At 71.3% G+C, this 15048-nt stretch carries 15 protein-coding genes and 1 pseudogene; 4 read left to right on the plus strand and 12 right to left on the minus strand.

Annotation, left to right across the window (positions count from 1 at the left end; translation table 11 throughout):
* Positions 1-204: 204 nt before the first annotated feature.
* Positions 205-354 (plus strand): hypothetical protein, encoded by a 150-nt coding sequence (locus tag ACFYR0_RS21810; protein WP_389330387.1) that lies wholly within the window; start codon positions 205-207, stop codon positions 352-354.
* A gap of 141 nt (positions 355-495) precedes the next feature.
* Complete coding sequence (locus ACFYR0_RS21815; RefSeq protein WP_389330390.1) at positions 496-1398, plus strand: LLM class flavin-dependent oxidoreductase; 903 nt, start codon at positions 496-498, stop codon at positions 1396-1398.
* Positions 1399-2059: 661 nt separating this feature from the next.
* On the opposite strand, the gene ACFYR0_RS21820 is transcribed toward ACFYR0_RS21815, so the two are convergent.
* The 4 genes from ACFYR0_RS21820 to ACFYR0_RS21835 all read right to left on the minus strand — a co-directional run bounded on the left by ACFYR0_RS21820 (position 2060) and on the right by ACFYR0_RS21835 (position 4963).
* A complete protein-coding gene (locus ACFYR0_RS21820; protein ID WP_389330393.1) occupies positions 2060-2317 on the minus strand; it encodes a helix-turn-helix domain-containing protein in 258 nt (85 codons plus the stop codon).
* On the minus strand, positions 2317-2808 hold the full coding sequence (locus tag ACFYR0_RS21825; RefSeq protein WP_389330396.1) for a DUF2975 domain-containing protein: 492 nt from the start codon (positions 2806-2808) through the stop codon (positions 2317-2319). Before ACFYR0_RS21825 ends, ACFYR0_RS21820 begins: the two co-directional genes overlap by 1 nt.
* Before the next feature lie 135 nt (positions 2809-2943).
* Positions 2944-3465 carry a hypothetical protein gene (locus tag ACFYR0_RS21830; RefSeq protein ID WP_389330399.1) on the minus strand — a complete coding sequence of 174 codons (522 nt, stop codon included), beginning with the start codon at positions 3463-3465 and terminating at the stop codon, positions 2944-2946.
* A 22-nt stretch (positions 3466-3487) separates the two neighbouring features.
* The gene (locus ACFYR0_RS21835; RefSeq protein ID WP_389330402.1) at positions 3488-4963 is read right to left on the minus strand and encodes a DUF6777 domain-containing protein; all 1476 of its coding nucleotides are present in this window, start codon (positions 4961-4963) and stop codon (positions 3488-3490) included.
* 306 nt (positions 4964-5269) lie between these two features.
* Between ACFYR0_RS21835 and ACFYR0_RS21840 the strand changes: the two genes are divergently transcribed.
* On the plus strand, positions 5270-8470 hold the full coding sequence (locus ACFYR0_RS21840) for an ATP-binding protein (RefSeq protein ID WP_389330405.1): 3201 nt from the start codon (positions 5270-5272) through the stop codon (positions 8468-8470).
* Positions 8471-8565: 95 nt separating this feature from the next.
* Here ACFYR0_RS21840 and ACFYR0_RS21845 read toward each other — a convergent pair whose 3' ends face one another.
* Both ACFYR0_RS21845 and ACFYR0_RS21850 read right to left on the minus strand, forming a co-directional pair.
* On the minus strand, positions 8566-8835 hold the full coding sequence (locus ACFYR0_RS21845; RefSeq protein WP_389330865.1) for a DUF5959 family protein: 270 nt from the start codon (positions 8833-8835) through the stop codon (positions 8566-8568).
* A 38-nt stretch (positions 8836-8873) separates the two neighbouring features.
* A pseudogene (locus tag ACFYR0_RS21850) lies at positions 8874-9074 on the minus strand (hypothetical protein); the annotation flags it as partial.
* 119 nt (positions 9075-9193) lie between these two features.
* Here ACFYR0_RS21850 and ACFYR0_RS21855 point away from each other — a divergent pair.
* On the plus strand, positions 9194-9652 hold the full coding sequence (locus ACFYR0_RS21855) for a DUF5707 domain-containing protein (RefSeq protein ID WP_389330408.1): 459 nt from the start codon (positions 9194-9196) through the stop codon (positions 9650-9652).
* Between the two features lie 498 nt (positions 9653-10150).
* Here the strand turns inward: ACFYR0_RS21855 and ACFYR0_RS21860 are convergent, their stop codons facing one another.
* The 6 genes from ACFYR0_RS21860 to ACFYR0_RS21885 form a co-directional block, all read right to left on the minus strand.
* On the minus strand, positions 10151-11704 hold the full coding sequence (locus ACFYR0_RS21860) for a M28 family peptidase (RefSeq protein WP_389330411.1): 1554 nt from the start codon (positions 11702-11704) through the stop codon (positions 10151-10153).
* Between the two features lie 354 nt (positions 11705-12058).
* On the minus strand, positions 12059-12463 hold the full coding sequence (locus tag ACFYR0_RS21865) for a hypothetical protein (protein WP_389330414.1): 405 nt from the start codon (positions 12461-12463) through the stop codon (positions 12059-12061).
* A gap of 80 nt (positions 12464-12543) precedes the next feature.
* The gene (locus ACFYR0_RS21870; protein ID WP_389330417.1) at positions 12544-13122 is read right to left on the minus strand and encodes a suppressor of fused domain protein; all 579 of its coding nucleotides are present in this window, start codon (positions 13120-13122) and stop codon (positions 12544-12546) included.
* A gap of 126 nt (positions 13123-13248) precedes the next feature.
* Positions 13249-13692, minus strand: a complete 444-nt coding sequence (locus tag ACFYR0_RS21875; protein ID WP_389330420.1) for an SRPBCC domain-containing protein — start codon at positions 13690-13692, stop codon at positions 13249-13251.
* Between the two features lie 2 nt (positions 13693-13694).
* Positions 13695-14045: an ArsR/SmtB family transcription factor gene (locus ACFYR0_RS21880; protein ID WP_389330423.1), complete on the minus strand. Its 351-nt coding sequence runs from the start codon at positions 14043-14045 to the stop codon at positions 13695-13697.
* Positions 14042-14500, minus strand: a complete 459-nt coding sequence (locus tag ACFYR0_RS21885) for an SRPBCC domain-containing protein (RefSeq protein WP_389330426.1) — start codon at positions 14498-14500, stop codon at positions 14042-14044. The genes ACFYR0_RS21880 and ACFYR0_RS21885 overlap by 4 nt, the downstream gene beginning before the upstream one ends.
* Between the last annotated feature and the right edge of the window lie 548 nt (positions 14501-15048).

Below are 15048 nucleotides of genomic sequence, written 5' to 3' on the forward strand. Positions count from 1 at the left end.
CCCTGGTCGACGCGGGCCGGCCGGGCAGTACCCCGGTGGCCTCCGGCGAGGGCGCCGGCGACGAGGTCCCGGTCCCGGTGGCCGCCCACTGACCCCAGTCTCCACGGCAGACGCGTGACCAGAGGGCCTGCCCCACCGGACGTCGGTGGGGGCAGGCCCTCTGTCGCGTCTTGCGGCCGTACCGGCCGGAGTCTGATTCGCGCGTTGACCCGTGAGGGCAAGGAGGTCCGGGCGACGGTCGGCCGGGCGGCCGGTCCGCTCGTGACCGAGCAGGCCATGGACGCCTGGGTGGCGGGCTCCGACGATCTCGAGTGGTGGTTCGGGAACGGGGATGAGGGCGACGCGGCGTCGTGAGCCGTTCGGTCGCGGGGCTCGTGCAGCCACACGGCTGCGATGTGCCCGGGCCAGGGGCCCGCTTGATGCGTGAGGCCGTGAGGCCATGGCGCTGTGGAGCCAGGAGGAGAGGCCTCTGAGTTCCGACGTAGGCTCTGTGGCATGAGTCTGCGCCTGAGCACCGTGATCCTTCCCGTCGACCGCTGGCACGCGGGCGGCCGTGCCAAGTGGCAGCGGGCCGAGGAACTCGGCTTCCACGCCGCGTACACCTACGACCACCTCTCCTGGCGGACCTTCCGCGACGGCCCCTGGTTCGGCGCCCTGCCCACCCTCACCGCCGCCGCCACGGCCACCGACCGCCTGCGCCTGGGCACCCTCGTCACGTCGCCGAACTTCAGGCACCCGGTGACGCTCGCCAAGGAACTGATCTCGCTCGACGACATCTCCGACGGGCGGATCACCCTCGGTATCGGCGCCGGCGGCAACGGCTTCGACGCCACGGCGCTCGGGCAGGAGGCGTGGTCGCCCAGGGAGCGAGCCGACCGCTTCGGCGAGTTCGTGCCCCTCCTCGACCGGCTCCTCACCGAGGGTGCCGTCTCTCACCAGGGTGACTTCTACACGGCGGAGGAGGCCCGGAACATCCCCGGCTGTGTCCAGCGCCCCCGCCTGCCCTTCGCGGTGGCGGCGACCGGGCCGCGCGGGCTGAAGCTGGCGGCCCGCTACGGGCAGGCGTGGGTGACGACCGGCGATCCGAAGCTGTACGAGGAGGGCACGCCGGAGCAGTCGGTCGCGGCCCTGCGCGGCCAGGTCGAGAAGCTCGGCAAGGCGTGCGCGGAGACCGGCCGGGACGTGGCCGAGCTCGACAAGATCCTGCTGACCGGCTTCACCCCTGACCGGAGCCGCCCGCTGGAGTCGGTCGACGCCTTCGTCGACTTCGCGGGCCGCCACCGCGAACTCGGCTTCACCGAGATCGTCGTCCACTGGCCGATCCCCGACTCCGACTTCGCGGCCGACCAGGCCGTCTTCGAGCGGATCGCCACGGAGGCCGTCGGACAACTGGGCTGACCCGCGGCCACACCACGCCTTGGCACGGCGTGACCCGCCCAATACGGCTGAGGCGAACACCGCCATGGTCGGGGAGGCACGACGCTCGCGCAGCCGGGCGCTCACGTAGGCGGCCAGGGCGTCGACGTGCTGCTCGTCGTAGGCCCACAGAATCCGTCCCGCACAGCGGGTCTGGAGCCACAGTGGCCGCCGGAAGAACGGGTCCTCGGTGCCGCCGGGCACCGCGCCGACCAGGCCCCTGCCCCACTCCTCGGCCGTCCAGTAGGCGACCGCGCCGCAGCCGGCGCAGACGAGACGGCGGGACTGGAAGAGCAGGGCGCTGAAGTACTTCGGCGCCTCGACGCCGGGCCGAGGAGCGACGAGCGCGCGGCCGCCGCACGTCGGGCAGACCACGAGAACCCGGCCGGTGAACTGGACGAGTCACGTGCCGTGGTCGCGGTGGCGGACCGGGTCGGGGTGGACGGGCTCGGAACTCATGGCGGGCAGCCTGCCAGGCCGGATCCGCGACCTGCGACCGAGATACGGCGCGAGGCCGCGACGGCCGAGGGCGGGCGGGGTCGGCGATGCCTTGCCGCCGGGCACGGTTCGCTTGCCGGGGACGCCCCTGGCGCGGCGAGCACGGTTTGCTCACCAGCGACGACCTTGGCGCGGCGAGCACGGTTCACTCGCCGCCGACGGCCTCCGCGGCGCGCTCGGCCGATTCGTCCACGGCGTCCTCGGCCTCCCAGCGCAGCAGGTCACCCGGCTGGCAGTCGAGCACCTCGCAGAGCGCGGCGAGCGTGGAGAAGCGCACCGCCTTGGCGCGGCCGTTCTTGAGGACGGCCAGGTTGGCGGGCGTGATGCCCACCCGTTCCGCGAGCTCGCCCACGGACATCTTGCGCCGGGCCAGCATCACGTCGATGTCGACGGCGATCGGCATCAGATCACCTCGTCCAGCTCTGCCTGCATCCGCGCCGCCTCGACGTCGCGCGCGACCGCCTGGGCGAGCAGCATCCGCAGCACGTGCACGATGAGCGCGACCCCGAGGATAGCCACGCCGACCCCGCCCATGATGACGGTGACTCCCGGGTCCTCCCGCTGGCCCGGCGCGTTGAACGCCGTGACCGCGAACCACACGAGGGCGGCCGCCACGATCGCGCCGATCATCCCGTCCACGTACCGGAAGGCGGCGGTGGAGAAGACCGTTCCGCGACGCACCATCGCCACCAGTCGCCATACACACACCAGGGTGACCTGGGCCGACACCATGCCCATGACGGTGAGCACCCGGAACGGGGTCAGTGGGAGCGACCCGTCCTCCGGGTCGTTCCCACTGACCAACGTCCACACCATCAACGCCTGCACGAACACGGTGCCGGCGAGCACCACCACGAGCACGGCACGCAGCGCGCGCACGGTCAGCTTTCCCATGACCCACCCTTTCCACGACTCACGATGGAAATCTATCGATTTTCGATAGGTGGGGCAAGGGGGTGGGAGAGGAAGGCGTTCACCCGAGCCCTCTTGAACTCGGCGAAGCCGGCCTCGGGCGACGGATCTGCTCCGTCAGCTCATGCCGGGCGCACCGCTCGTCCTGCGGTCGGCCAGTACCCGCTGCCCCGACCAGGCCGACCCGTTGAACGAGGACCACCAGATGTGGTCGTCCGCCCCCGCCCCGCGCCAGGCCATGTACAGCCGACCGGCCCCTCGTCCCAGCGCCGGGTAGTTCGCCGTCCTGCGGTCGGCCAGCACCCGCTGCCCGGACCACGAGGCGCCGTTGAAGGTGGACCACCAGATGTGGTTGTCCGCCCCGGAACCCCGCCAGGCCATGTACGCCCTGCCGTTGACGTACGCCAGGTCGGGCTCCCGGGCGGTGGTCGCAGGGAAGCCCTGCTGTCGCGTCCACTGCCCGTTCACCAGGCGCGACCAGTAGATGCTCGGGTCGCTTCCGGCTCCGCGCCACGCCATGTGGGCGGTGTCCGGTGCCCCGGTCGCGGCGACGGCTCCCTGCGGTGCCGGTCCCAGCAGTGCGCCCAGCGCGAGCAACGCGCCGGCGCAGGCCGCTCGCCGTGTGACGTTCTCCGCCATGATCGTCCCGTCCCTCCGTCGTCTACTGCCCCGCCTGGAGAGCCGCCCAGGTCTGTGGTCCCACGACGCCGTCGGACTCCATGCCGAGGGCGGTCTGGTACGAGCGGACGGCGTCCTCCGTCACCGTGCCGAAGTCGCCGTCGGTGGCGACGGTCTTCCCGAGGGTGGCCGTCAGGGCGCGCTGGAGCCGGGTGACGGCTTCGCCGCTGGAGCCCGCCCGCAGTTCAGGCGTGTCCCCGCGGGCCAGGAGGACCGTCCACGTCTTCGGCCCGACGACGCCCAACGTCTCGAGTCCGTGGTCGGACTGCAGACTCACCGCCGCCGTCGCCGTCTCCTCGCCGAACTCCCCGTTCACCGGGCCCGGATCGTAGCCCGCGTCCCTCAGCAGGCACTGCGCGGCGGTGACGAGCGCGCCGCTCGATCCGGGTTCCAGGGCGTCGTACGAGGCGAAGCCGACGCCCACCTCGTCGCAATCGGCCTCTTGCACCGCCGGGCCCTCGGCCCGGTACAGCGTGACCGTCGAGCCTCGGGCCGCTACCGTGCCGGCCTCCGGGTCCTGCCGGATCACCTGGCCGGGCTCGGCGGACTCCGCTTCACCCGGGTCCGCGGCGGCGGTCTCGGTCTCGAACCCGGCCTCGAGCAGGGCCGCTTCAGCCTCTTCGGCCGACTTGCCCACGACGTCCGGCACCTCGGCGTCCTTGGGGGTTTCCGGGTCGACGACCTCCACCACCTTGTCCTGTTCGCCCGACGTACCGGACGGCCGCGCGAGGCCCGTGTCGCTTCCCTCACGGTTGTCTTCGACAAGGAGGACGGCGTCGAGCTTCTTCTCGGCGGGCTCGACCTTCACGATCCGCTTCTTGTCGAAGCCCTTCCACGCCTTGCCCTTCTTGCCTTTTCCACCCTTTCCGTCCTTGCTCTTCTTGCCCCCGTCCACGTCCACGTCCACGTCCGTGTCGAAGTCGACCTCGACGTCGTCCCGCGGCTTGTCGAAGCTCTGCAGCGGGTTGCCGCAGCGGCACTGGACCACGGGCAGGCCGTAGGCGTCGATGAGGACGGCCACTCCGGCTTCGAGCAGGGCGTAGAAGGACCTCTTCTGCTTCTTCCGTGCGTCGTAGTCGAAGTTCTTGACCAAGGTGTCGTTGCGCAGGAGCACCGGGGTGAGTTCGCCGATGTAGCTCTCGATCTGGTCGACGTCGATACCCCGAGCGTCCGCCCAGGCCGCCGCCTTCTCCGTGTTCTCCTTGAGGAACGCGATGAGCCGCCCCTTGTCGCAGCTGGACTTCCGCCGCGTCCCGCCGTAGAGCCCGGGCGTGGCACCCGACTTGGATCCGCCGCCCAGTGCGGAGAGGGTGCCGATGAGGTCGACGGCCAGGCCGGCCCCGCGGAAGAACGGCGAAGCGCTCGTGACGCCCCGGGCGAGCGCCTTGACCGTGACCTTGGGGCTTGGGCCGCAGCCCGTGGCCCCGAGGGCGAACAGCATGCTGACTACCACGCCCACGGCGGTCACCCCCACTGCCCGGCGCCGGGATGCGCGCCGCCTCAACAACTGGCGTAGCGCCGATGGCCAGACCATGTTTCCCCTCCCTGTCTCGCTTCCCCCGAGCGGATGAACGGCTGCAAGTGCGGCGCCCGGCACGGGTGTTGGCTGTCCTGCACGGCCCTGTGGCCGGCGCACGCCAATTGACGCAGTCGCGCCCCTGGTTGGGTGGCGGTTCCGTCACTGCGGGTGTGTCACCGCTGGTGAAGGACCTAGGGTGGTTTTCCGGTCCGGTCCGGTCCGGACACGGCGTTCTGGGGGCGGGGTATGGGGGAGACGGAGCCGACACCGCGGCAGGTGTTCGCCGACCGGCTGGGCGAGTTGCTGGGACTGGCGGCGGACCTTCCGGTCAAGAGCGCGGTGGCCGAGGCCAATCGACGCCGTCCCGCCGGGCGGGGCAGGCCGATCTCGGGACGCCGGGTCAGTGACTGGAAGCAGGGCAGGCATCTGCCTGGGTCGGAGGTGGCGTTCCTGGTCCTGGTCCGGGTGTTGCTCGAACACTGCCGCGGCCGGCCCAGCGCCGTCGGCGCGATCGACGCGGGGCTGCTGGACGAGGAGCAGTGGCGGCGCTGGCTGCGCGCCGCCCGCGCGGCTCCGCCCGAGCCGACGTCTCAACAACCCCAGGAAGAAGCCCGGCGGGCCGAGTCGTCGGGCCAACAGCCCCACACGCGAAGCCGGCAGGCCGAGCAGCCTGCGTCCCACCAGTCACAGGGAGAACCGCATCCAGGCGCCGCGACAGCGCCGCCCACCCACACCCCCACCCGCCCCCGCGGCCCGCGTCCGGTCCGTCGGCCGCGTGAAGACTTCGTCGGGCGCGAGACGGAGCTCGCGTTTCTCGCCGAGCGGATCGAGGAAGCGGCGAGCGGCACCGGATCCGTGGTGCTGCTCGCGGGCCCGGCGGGCATCGGCAAGAGCACCCTCGCCGCCGAGGCACTGCACCGCTACGCCGATCCCGCGGGCTTCACCGTCGTACGAGGCCATTGCCCCAGAGACGCGGTGGCACCACCCCTGTGGCCCTGGCAGCGGGCGCTACGACTTTCCGGTGTCACCCCTGGGCCGGCGGAACAATCAACTACCCGTCTCCTGAACGGAGTCGGGACCGAGACGGGACAACAACCCTGGGAGGCGACGGAGTCGGCCGCGGCAGCGGCCCGGTTCCAGGAACTGACCAGAATGAGACAGGCATTGGCCGAAGCGACGGCCGAACGACCCCTGGCCGTGATGCTGGACGATCTGCACTGGGCCGACACGGCCAGCCTCGACCTGCTGTGGCAGGTCGCCGACGGGGCGGCCGAACACGGGCTGTTCGTGCTCGGCACCTACCGGGAACCCGGGCCCGAGCAGACCGCGGGAGCGCTCGCGGACCTCGGCCGCAACGAGGCCGCCGTGCTGCGGCTGGCGCCGTTCACCCGGGAGGAGGTCGCACAGTGCGTCGGCGAGCCGAACGCGGCGGAGTCCTACCGGCGTACGGGCGGGCTGCCACTGCTCGTCACGGCACTGCGCACGCACACCGTCGACCTCGGCACCGTCGTCAGCGGGCTACTGACCGGACTCACCACCGAGCAGCGAGGCGTCGTGTGCGCCGCCGCCGTGCTCGGCGAACGGCTGGACACCACCCAGCTCGCCGCGGTCCTGCCGGAGTTGGGCGAGAGCCTCGTCGCCCAGGCGCTGACGGCGGCCTGGCACGCCGGTGTCCTCACCACGGCGGACACCACCAGACCCGGACGCGCCTACCGCTTCACCCACGACCTGGTACGCGACGAGGTACTCGGCCGAACCGACCCCGCCGCCGCCCGTGCCCTGCATCGAGCCGCGGCGCGCGCACTGGAAAACGCCGAGAACCCGGCCGAGGCGGCCCGTATCGCGGCGCACTGGCGACGGGCCGGAAAGGAGCCCGCCCACCGCGCCGCCGCCGCGCACTGGTCCAGGATCGCCGCCGATCAGGCCCGCGAACGGCACGCCTACGCCGACGCCGCCCGGCACCTGGCGGACGCCACCGCCGTACTTGGCCCGACGGACCCCCTGCACACCCCGGTGCTCATCGAGCTGGCCCGCGCCGAGTACCTTGCCGGGCGCTACGACGCCAGCCTGCGCCACAGCGTCGAAGCCGCCGACGCGGCGAAAGCGACCGGCCGGCCGGAACTCCTCGCCGAGGCCGCCCTGGTGCTGCGGGGTGTCACCTTCCCGCAGGCCTCGGAGACGATCAGCCGACTGTGCGGGGCGGCGCTGGCCGTCGAGGGCCTGCCGGACACCGTGCGCTCCCGGCTGCTCGCCCAGCTCGCCACCGCCCTGGCCGATCTCGGCTCACCCGAAAAGGCGGCGGAGCACGCCCGCGCGGCCCTCGCTCTGGCCGAGGCCACCGGCGACCCGCGTGCCGAACTCGACGCGGCACGGGCCAGGGAGATGACCCTGGCCCACCCGGACGACACCGCGGAGCGGCTGCGCCTCGGCGAGTTGTCCGTGTTCCGCGCCGAGCAGCTCGGCGACCCGCTCGCGGCGGTGCTGGGCCACCACTGGCGTATCCAAGCCGGATACCTGCTGGGCCGAATGGGGTTGGTCGACGAAGCGATCCGCGGCATCGAGGCGATCGCCGCCCGATCCGCACTGCCGCTGACCCGCTGGCACCTGCTCCGGGTCAGCGCCTCCCGCGCCGCCCAGGAAGGGCGGTTCGCCGCCGCCCGCCAATGCAACGAGGAAGCCACCGGACTCGCCCGGGCCAGCGGAGACCCGACCGCGATCGCCATGAGCTACGTACTGTGCCAGCAACTGGCCCTGGTCCGTGGTGACGCCGAGGAACTGCCCGAGGAGATGTGGGGTGCCTTCGACCGGGTGCCGAGACAGCCGCTGATCCTCTCGGTGCGGGCTCGGGTGCTGTTCGTCGCCGGGCGGCTGGACGAGGCACGGGAGGTCTACGCCCAGCTGCGCCCTCTGCTGCCCCTCCCGATCGCGACCCCGACGTGGCCGGCGGTGCTGATGCACCTGGTCGACCTGATCGAGCTCATCGGCGACGCCGAGGCCGCGCGGCTGACGTACGACCAGCTCGCCCTGTTCCGGCCGTACCCGGGAGCCATCGGCACGTCAACGGCGTACTTCTCCGGCACGGTCAGTCGCGAACTCGGCCGCCTCGCCCTGACCGCCGGCCGCCCGGCGGAGGCCGAGGTGCTGCTGCGCGAGGCGCTGGCCCGCAACCGGGTCCTCGGCGCTCGACCGTACGTGGCGCTGACCTGCCTGGACCTCGCCGCCGTCCAACGCGACCGAGGTGCCCTGGCCGAGGCGGCGGCCCACGCCGGAGAGGCACTCACCCTCGCCGCTCAGCTCGACCAGCCCGGCCCGGCCGCCGCGGCAGCACGCCTCGTCGACGAGATCGCCGCACTGCGGGCGGACGCCGACCCGCCCACTCCCGTGCAGACGAGGCTGCGCAGCACGAACGGATCGGACCCCTGGCGGCACCGCCCCGCGAAGGGGTGAGCGGCAGGGACGCGCGCCCACTTCGGCCCGCTGCGGCAACGCCGGCTAGCGGTAGGCGAGGCCTGGAAGCCGAGGGAACGAAGCGACCGGCCTCGTCAGGGACGTGTGTGGAGGGACTCGTCCGCGTCCTCCTTCAGGGCGGCTCGCGCGGCAGCCAGTCGTTCTCTCGATTCGGTGACCCAGCCTTCGCCCATGTCGAGCGGTACGGAGACGAAGATCTGGGCGCCGACGCCGTCGTGGACCTCAACGATGTAGGGGTCGTCGGCGACGAATCGGAGGTAGGCCGTACGCCCCGACCGGGGCCAGTCCGCGGTGAACGGTTCGTCGAGCCGGCTTCCTGTTCGGCCTCCAGCAGCCGCCCCCAGTCGGAAAGGTCGTCCGAGTCGAGCTGGACGCGGACCGTTCCGTTCACGAAGTCGCTGGTGACGACGGCCTGCGCGTCGGCCGCCTGGGCGCCGAACAGATCGCCGACACGGTGCTGGAGCGCCTCGGCGTGGCCGGCGGCGGCCGCGACGACGTCGCCCTCATCGTCGTCCGGCTCTGACTGCCTCACTCCGGACCCGGACCCATGCGGGTACGTACACCCCGCTCCCGTTCCGACCACTCAGCCCGAGTTGAGTATCCGTGCTCACGTCCGGGACCGCCCCGCGCGGCGAGTATCGGTGCAGCGGCGCAACCGAGAGCGTCGGCTCCACACCACCGAGACTGTTACGGAGAATCCTCATGTCCCGCCGTGTCGCCCTGTCCCTGACCGCCGGTGTCGTCGTCCTCGGCGGCGCAGGAGCCTTCGCCCTCGCCTACGCCGGGGACCAGCCCCCTGCCCTGGCCCACAGCACCGCCCGCTACACCGCCCCCGACGGCGGCCGGGACGGCTCGCTCTCCTTCAGCACCGAGGTCACGGCGTCCGGCGGTGTCAAGAGCGTGAAGGTGCTGGCCTATCCGGCGCAGTCCGCCCTCGCCGAGAAGGCGCCGACCGCCGAAGAGATGACCGCGGAGGAGTCGGCCATCTGCATGACCGTCGACACGGACACCGCGCGCTGCACGTACACGGTCCGGGTGACCGCCGCCGAGGCCGCGTCGTCCCCGCAGGGTTCCTGGCACGTCGCGGTCCTGGCCACTGCCGCCGACGGCAGCACCACCCTGGACACGAGGGCGGCGGACTTCACCCTGCGCACGAGGTGACGTGGAGGCGCCTCGGCCCCTGTCCCCTTGACGGACGGGGAATCCCCGCACGGCATCGGACAACAGACCATCGAGCCGGTGCGGCCGACACAGTAGACATCGGCGAGGTCGACCATTGCGGACGCCTCCTGGACGGTGAGTTCGGGCCCGATCTCGACAGGCTCGTGGTCGGCCGTGCGCTCTGCCGGTTGCCGAGGCGTGAGACCACGGGCGCAGGTGACGTACAGCTCGCCGGCGCTCGGACTCGCACCACGCCACGCGTCGGCGATCCACGCAAGGCCGTCGGACACCGCCGCCTTCTCCTTCCGTGCCCAACGTGAATCGGCGGTCGCCGCCCTGCCCTGGGCCACAGCGAACAAGCCGCCCGCCGAACCCTCCGCCTCACGCTCTCACGACGGGCACTGTCGTGGACGGCTTCGTGAACCGGACGCGTGTATGTCCGGACGCGCGTGTGGTGCGGCCCTCTGGCGGGAGGCCGCACCACACGGGTCGGGACGGTTACTCGCTCACATGCGCGTGGCCGTCGTGCAGGCCGCCGCCACTGCCCGAGTCACCGTCCGTCGGGGTGGAGACCACCGGCCGGGTGAGCGGGGAGAGGTCGTAGGCGTAGTGGCCGACCGCGTCGGCGATGACGTCGACGTTGACGTCGAGCGCCCGCATGTCGATGTTGTTGATGTCGTCACCGGCCGCGTGGTAGTTCACGTCGTACGCCACACCGGCCTGGCCGCCGAACTTCGCGGCCTGCGCCTCGGTCTTGATGCCCTCCGCACCGGTGAAGGTGCCGCCGGAGGGGATGCCGACCTCGATGAACGGGCCGTAGTCGGAGCGGCCGGTGAAGTCGGTGCCTTCGTGCGGGATGTTCTTCGAGTCGAGGAAGTCGGTGATGCCCTTCTCGAGTTGGGCCGAACCCTCGGGGCCGGGGCCGGCGCCCGTGGCGTCCGAGTCGTCGCCGTCGTAGACGAAGTAGGCGGCGTTCGGCGAGGCGATCATGTCGAAGTTCAGGTAGAGCTTGATCTGCTTCTTCTGCTCTTCCGTCAGCGAGGCGACGTACGCCTCCGAGCCGAGCAGCCCGAACTCCTCGGCGGACCACCAGGCGAACTTCACCTTGTTCTTGACCTTGTGCTGGGACTTGGCCAGCTTCAGCGCGACGTCGAGGATGCCTGCCGAGCCGGACCCGTTGTCGTTGATGCCCGGGCCCTCGGAGACCGAGTCCAGGTGCGCTCCGAGGAAGACGGTGTTGGCCGCGTCGCCGCCTCGGGTCTCCGCGACGACGTTGAAGGTCTTGCGGTTCTCCCGCAGTTCGCGGACGTCGAGGGTGACCTTCACCGGACCCTGGGCGGCCTCGGCGGCCAACGCCTCGCCGTCCGCCTGGGTGATACCGCCGGTGGGGATCTTGCCGAGGGTCGAGTCACCGATGGTGCCGTTGAGCGCACCCGCGGTGTTGTTGTAGACGATGGCGCCGACCGCGCCCGCCGCGTGGGCGTTGGCCTGCTTGATGGCGAAGGTGCAGCCACCGCGCTTGATCAGGGCGATCTTGCCCGTGAAGGCGCCGGCCGCGAAGTCGGTGGCGTCGCAGCCGTGCGTGTTGTCGGCGTCCACGGGGGCGACGGCCAGGTCCGCGGTCACCCCGCCCTCGGGCCCGCTGGCGGTGTACGTCATCAGCTCGATCGGGATGTCGCGCGGCGCGGGCGAGACCACGGTGAGCGACTCGGCGATCTCGTCGGTGTAGACGAAGTCGAACTCGTGGCGGGAGAGCTTGTAGCCGGCGGCCTTGAGGACCACCTCGATGTAGGCGGCCGACAGGGCGTGGCCCTTCGAACCGGCCACTCTGGTACTGCCGTTGTGGTCGGCTATGGCCTGGAAGACTCTCAGATGGCGGAAGGCGTCCTTGGCCGTGGACTCCTTGACGAGTTTCCTGGCCAGTGCGTCGCCCCGGTTGGCCCAGCTCGGGTTGTCGGCCTCCGCGGTGGCCGGTCCGGCGAGGAGCAGGGGGGAGACGAGTGCGGCGGCGGTCAGGGTGGCGATTGCCGTCGCGCTACGACGTGTGGGCATGAAGGTCCTCTCACGGCAGGCCGATGATCGATCGACAGTCGGAAGAACACGCTCAGCGGGATGAGGTTGAGGCACGTTAACCCTGCGACGGCCCGCTGCCAAGCAGAAGACCCAAACTGGTCGAGCGCCTGACTGCTCGGCTCAGGAGCCGTTGAGGACCACCACGTTGGCGGCTGCTCGCCGGCGCGGCTGGAGACACGGAGACGTGCGCGGACCTGGTCGAGGGCCCCCTGTCGAACCCGTGACGGAGGAACAGGTGCACGACGGCCGGCCGGGCCGCGGCGCCGATGCGGGCGCGCAGCCACGCCTGTGTCTCGAGGCACGGTCACCTCTGTCGCGGTCACACCTGTGCGCTCAGACCCCCGATGACACCCGCAACCCATCAAACACGTCACGAAGCTCCGCGACATGGACCGGGTCGATTTCCATCTGCAAGTGACAGGCGTCGTCGTCGCCGTTCGGAGTCAGGCGAACGAAGAAGGTGTAGCCGTCGTCGACGGGTTCGGCTCTCAGCGTCAGCGGATTGTTCCGTCCTGGAGTCACCGCCGCCGAGAAGCGGCGGCCCGACGGCGCCCGAAGATGCGAGAGCATCCGGGCGGCGAAGTCGGCGACCTCCTCGACGGTGAGGCAGGCGGGGAAGTCGGCTGTCGTGCACGAGGCCCGATCAGCGGTCACCCGCCAGTCGTCCCCGTCGACATGAGCCGGCTCCAGCCACGCCTCGTCGCCGCCGAGGAGTATCCGCGGCCTCTCCATCGGCATGACCTCCCAGTCCCGGAGCGGTGATCCCGCACAGCGGACGCGGCAGTTGGGTCCGTTCGACAGGAGGCTTAAGCGTTGCGTCAGACGACAGATCTCCTGAACGGATCAGTGGGAATGATCTGCGCCGCGTCGAACAACTGCTCCAGCGCCTCGGTGCCGTGTTGCCTGCGGAACGCGACCTCCGCGGCGGTCACGGGCAGGGTCCACAGGATGCGGGCGTCGCCCCGGGGCAGCGGACAGTGCTCCAGGTCCGGCCCGTGGAGGTAGGGCAGGCTGATCAGGAGGTGGTCGCAGGCAGAGCCCGGAACCCACGGTTCCCCGATCGGCATGCTGTGTTCCAGTTCCAGCCGGTGTCCTCCGCCGTGGTAGGAGGCGATCATCGCCAGGAGCTCGGTGAACCGCTGGTCGCGAACGTGAGCGGTCATGACGAACTCGAGTCCGTGACCGTCCTCCTCCGACAGCGCCCAGCATCCGGCGGTCACGTAGGCCCAGCTGTCGGCGCGGGGACCGGGGCCTACGACGAGTACGCGCAGGTCGCACCCCCTGTCTTGCCCTTGCGACCCGAGAGCTGGGACGACGGCCTCCACGGAGTGCCCCGCGAAGAACGACGGGACATGCGTCTCGACGGCCTCCGTCGCGGACGGCCTCTCGTCACTCACCGCGCGATCATGGCAGACCGCCCGGCCGTCCGGGAAACCCGTCGGTCCGCGCTGCCGCCCGGCACACGCATGGCGGGCGGCCGTGGCGTCGCCCCCGGTGCGACGCCACGGTGCGGTGCTCCGCTCTCAATGCCAGTCGCTGATCCGGACGTCGTCGGGCGCCGGCCTGCCGTGGCCGGACTCCGCGAACTCCTTGAGGCTCATCAGGAAGGTCGCCCACTTCGTGCTGCAGTGGTGCATGAACTCGACCGGTTCGCGCCAGCCCTCGTGCTTGAAGAGGACGATCGTGTAGTCCTCGTGACGGCTCAGGCGCCAGTCGATCTCGGTGCCGACCCACTCCGCCGGGCCGTCCGTGACGCGCCACCGCACATGGCCGGCCGGGTCGAGCTCCAGGATCTCCATGTCGAAGCCACCGACGTCACCGAACCGGAAGAGCAGCGTGCCGCCGACCTCGCTCTTGCCGGTGGTGTCGGTCGTCCACCAGTTGGCGAGGCCCTCGGGCGTCGCGATGGCCTGGTAGACGTCGTCCAGCGGCGCGACGGCGCCGATCCGGTGCAGGATGTCGACCATTGTCATGCTCCTTCGGTGTCGGTGCGGCTGCGTTCGATCGCCTCCGCGATGCTTTTGATCCGGCGCAGTCGGGCGTCCCACGTGGCCCCGACCGTGGCCAGTTGCGCGGCGGCGCGCGCGAGTTGTGCCTGGTCTATCCGGTACCGCCGCTCGCGGCCCGCCGCCTCTCCGCGGATCAGGCCGACACGGTCGAGCACGGCGAGGTGCTTCGACACGGCCTGCCGGGTGAGGGGCAGGCCCGCGCTCAGCGAGGTGGCCGTGCCCGGTCCGGACGCGAGGAGCAGGTCGATCAGCGTGCGTCGGGTCGGATCGCCGATCGCCGACCACAGCTCGTCGTCCGCGGGCGTGCTCATGGGGTCGACACCAGCCGCGCGACGTACGTGCCCAGCTGGGGGATGTAGCGGTCCCAGCCGCTGGTGTGATCGCGGTACCGCTCCTCGAGTACGGCGATTTCCCAGCCCATCTCGCGGAACCCGGTCTCGGTCATCCGCACGACGGTCCCGTTGTCCTTCGGTACCAGGTCGAAGGTGACCAGCAGCGAGTCCCCGTCGCGTTCGGCGCCGGTGTAGCACCACCGGAAGGAGAACCGCGTCGGCGGGTCGACCTCGACGACGGTGAGCGCGACCGTCATGGTCTCGCCGGTCGTGTCGTCGCGCCAGAAGAGCTCACCGGGCGCCCCCGCGACGGGCTCGAAGCCGGCCTCGTCCGGCCACCACTCCCGCATGTGCTCCGGGCGGCTGATGACCTCGAAGACCACTTCGGGTGACGCGTCGACGTGGATGTCGCGCTCGATGCTGCCGTACTCCATGACTCGACCCTTTCGCAACCTTTGGTTGCACATCAGCCTACGCCGACGGATGCCGATGCGCAACAAAAGGTTGCGGATCCGCGAGGATCTGCCAGGTCGAGAGGATCCGCCAGGTCAGCCGGTCAGGGGCCGCCAGAGGCCTTCCTGTGAGGGGTCGAGCCGACTGCCCCACACGAGCTCGCCGCCGATCAGGCCGGGCCTGTCCCGGCAGGCGAGGCCCGGAGCCTCGAGCATGTCGGCGACCTCCTTCTCCGCGAACCGGGCCTCCCCACTGCCGGCCGCGGCCAGTCGCGCGTGCTCACGACGGGTACGAGCGCGGCGGCCGCCACCAGTATCCAGGTCAGAGCCGGACTTCCCATTCGCTGCCGTCCGCGTCGACCGGCCGTCGCGTCGCGCGATCCGCGCGGGCACGGCACCGACGTGCGTCGTCCTCTTGCTGTCGTCTGCGTGTGCCCTTGGTAGTAGTCGCGGTAAAGGGCGTTCAGGTGCCGGACACGAACGCGTGAGGCGGACCCGTGTGAACATCCCTGACCATGGAGGACTACGAG

The organism is Streptomyces sp. NPDC005017 (assembly GCF_042873115.1).
Taxonomy (GTDB): domain Bacteria; phylum Actinomycetota; class Actinomycetes; order Streptomycetales; family Streptomycetaceae; genus Streptomyces.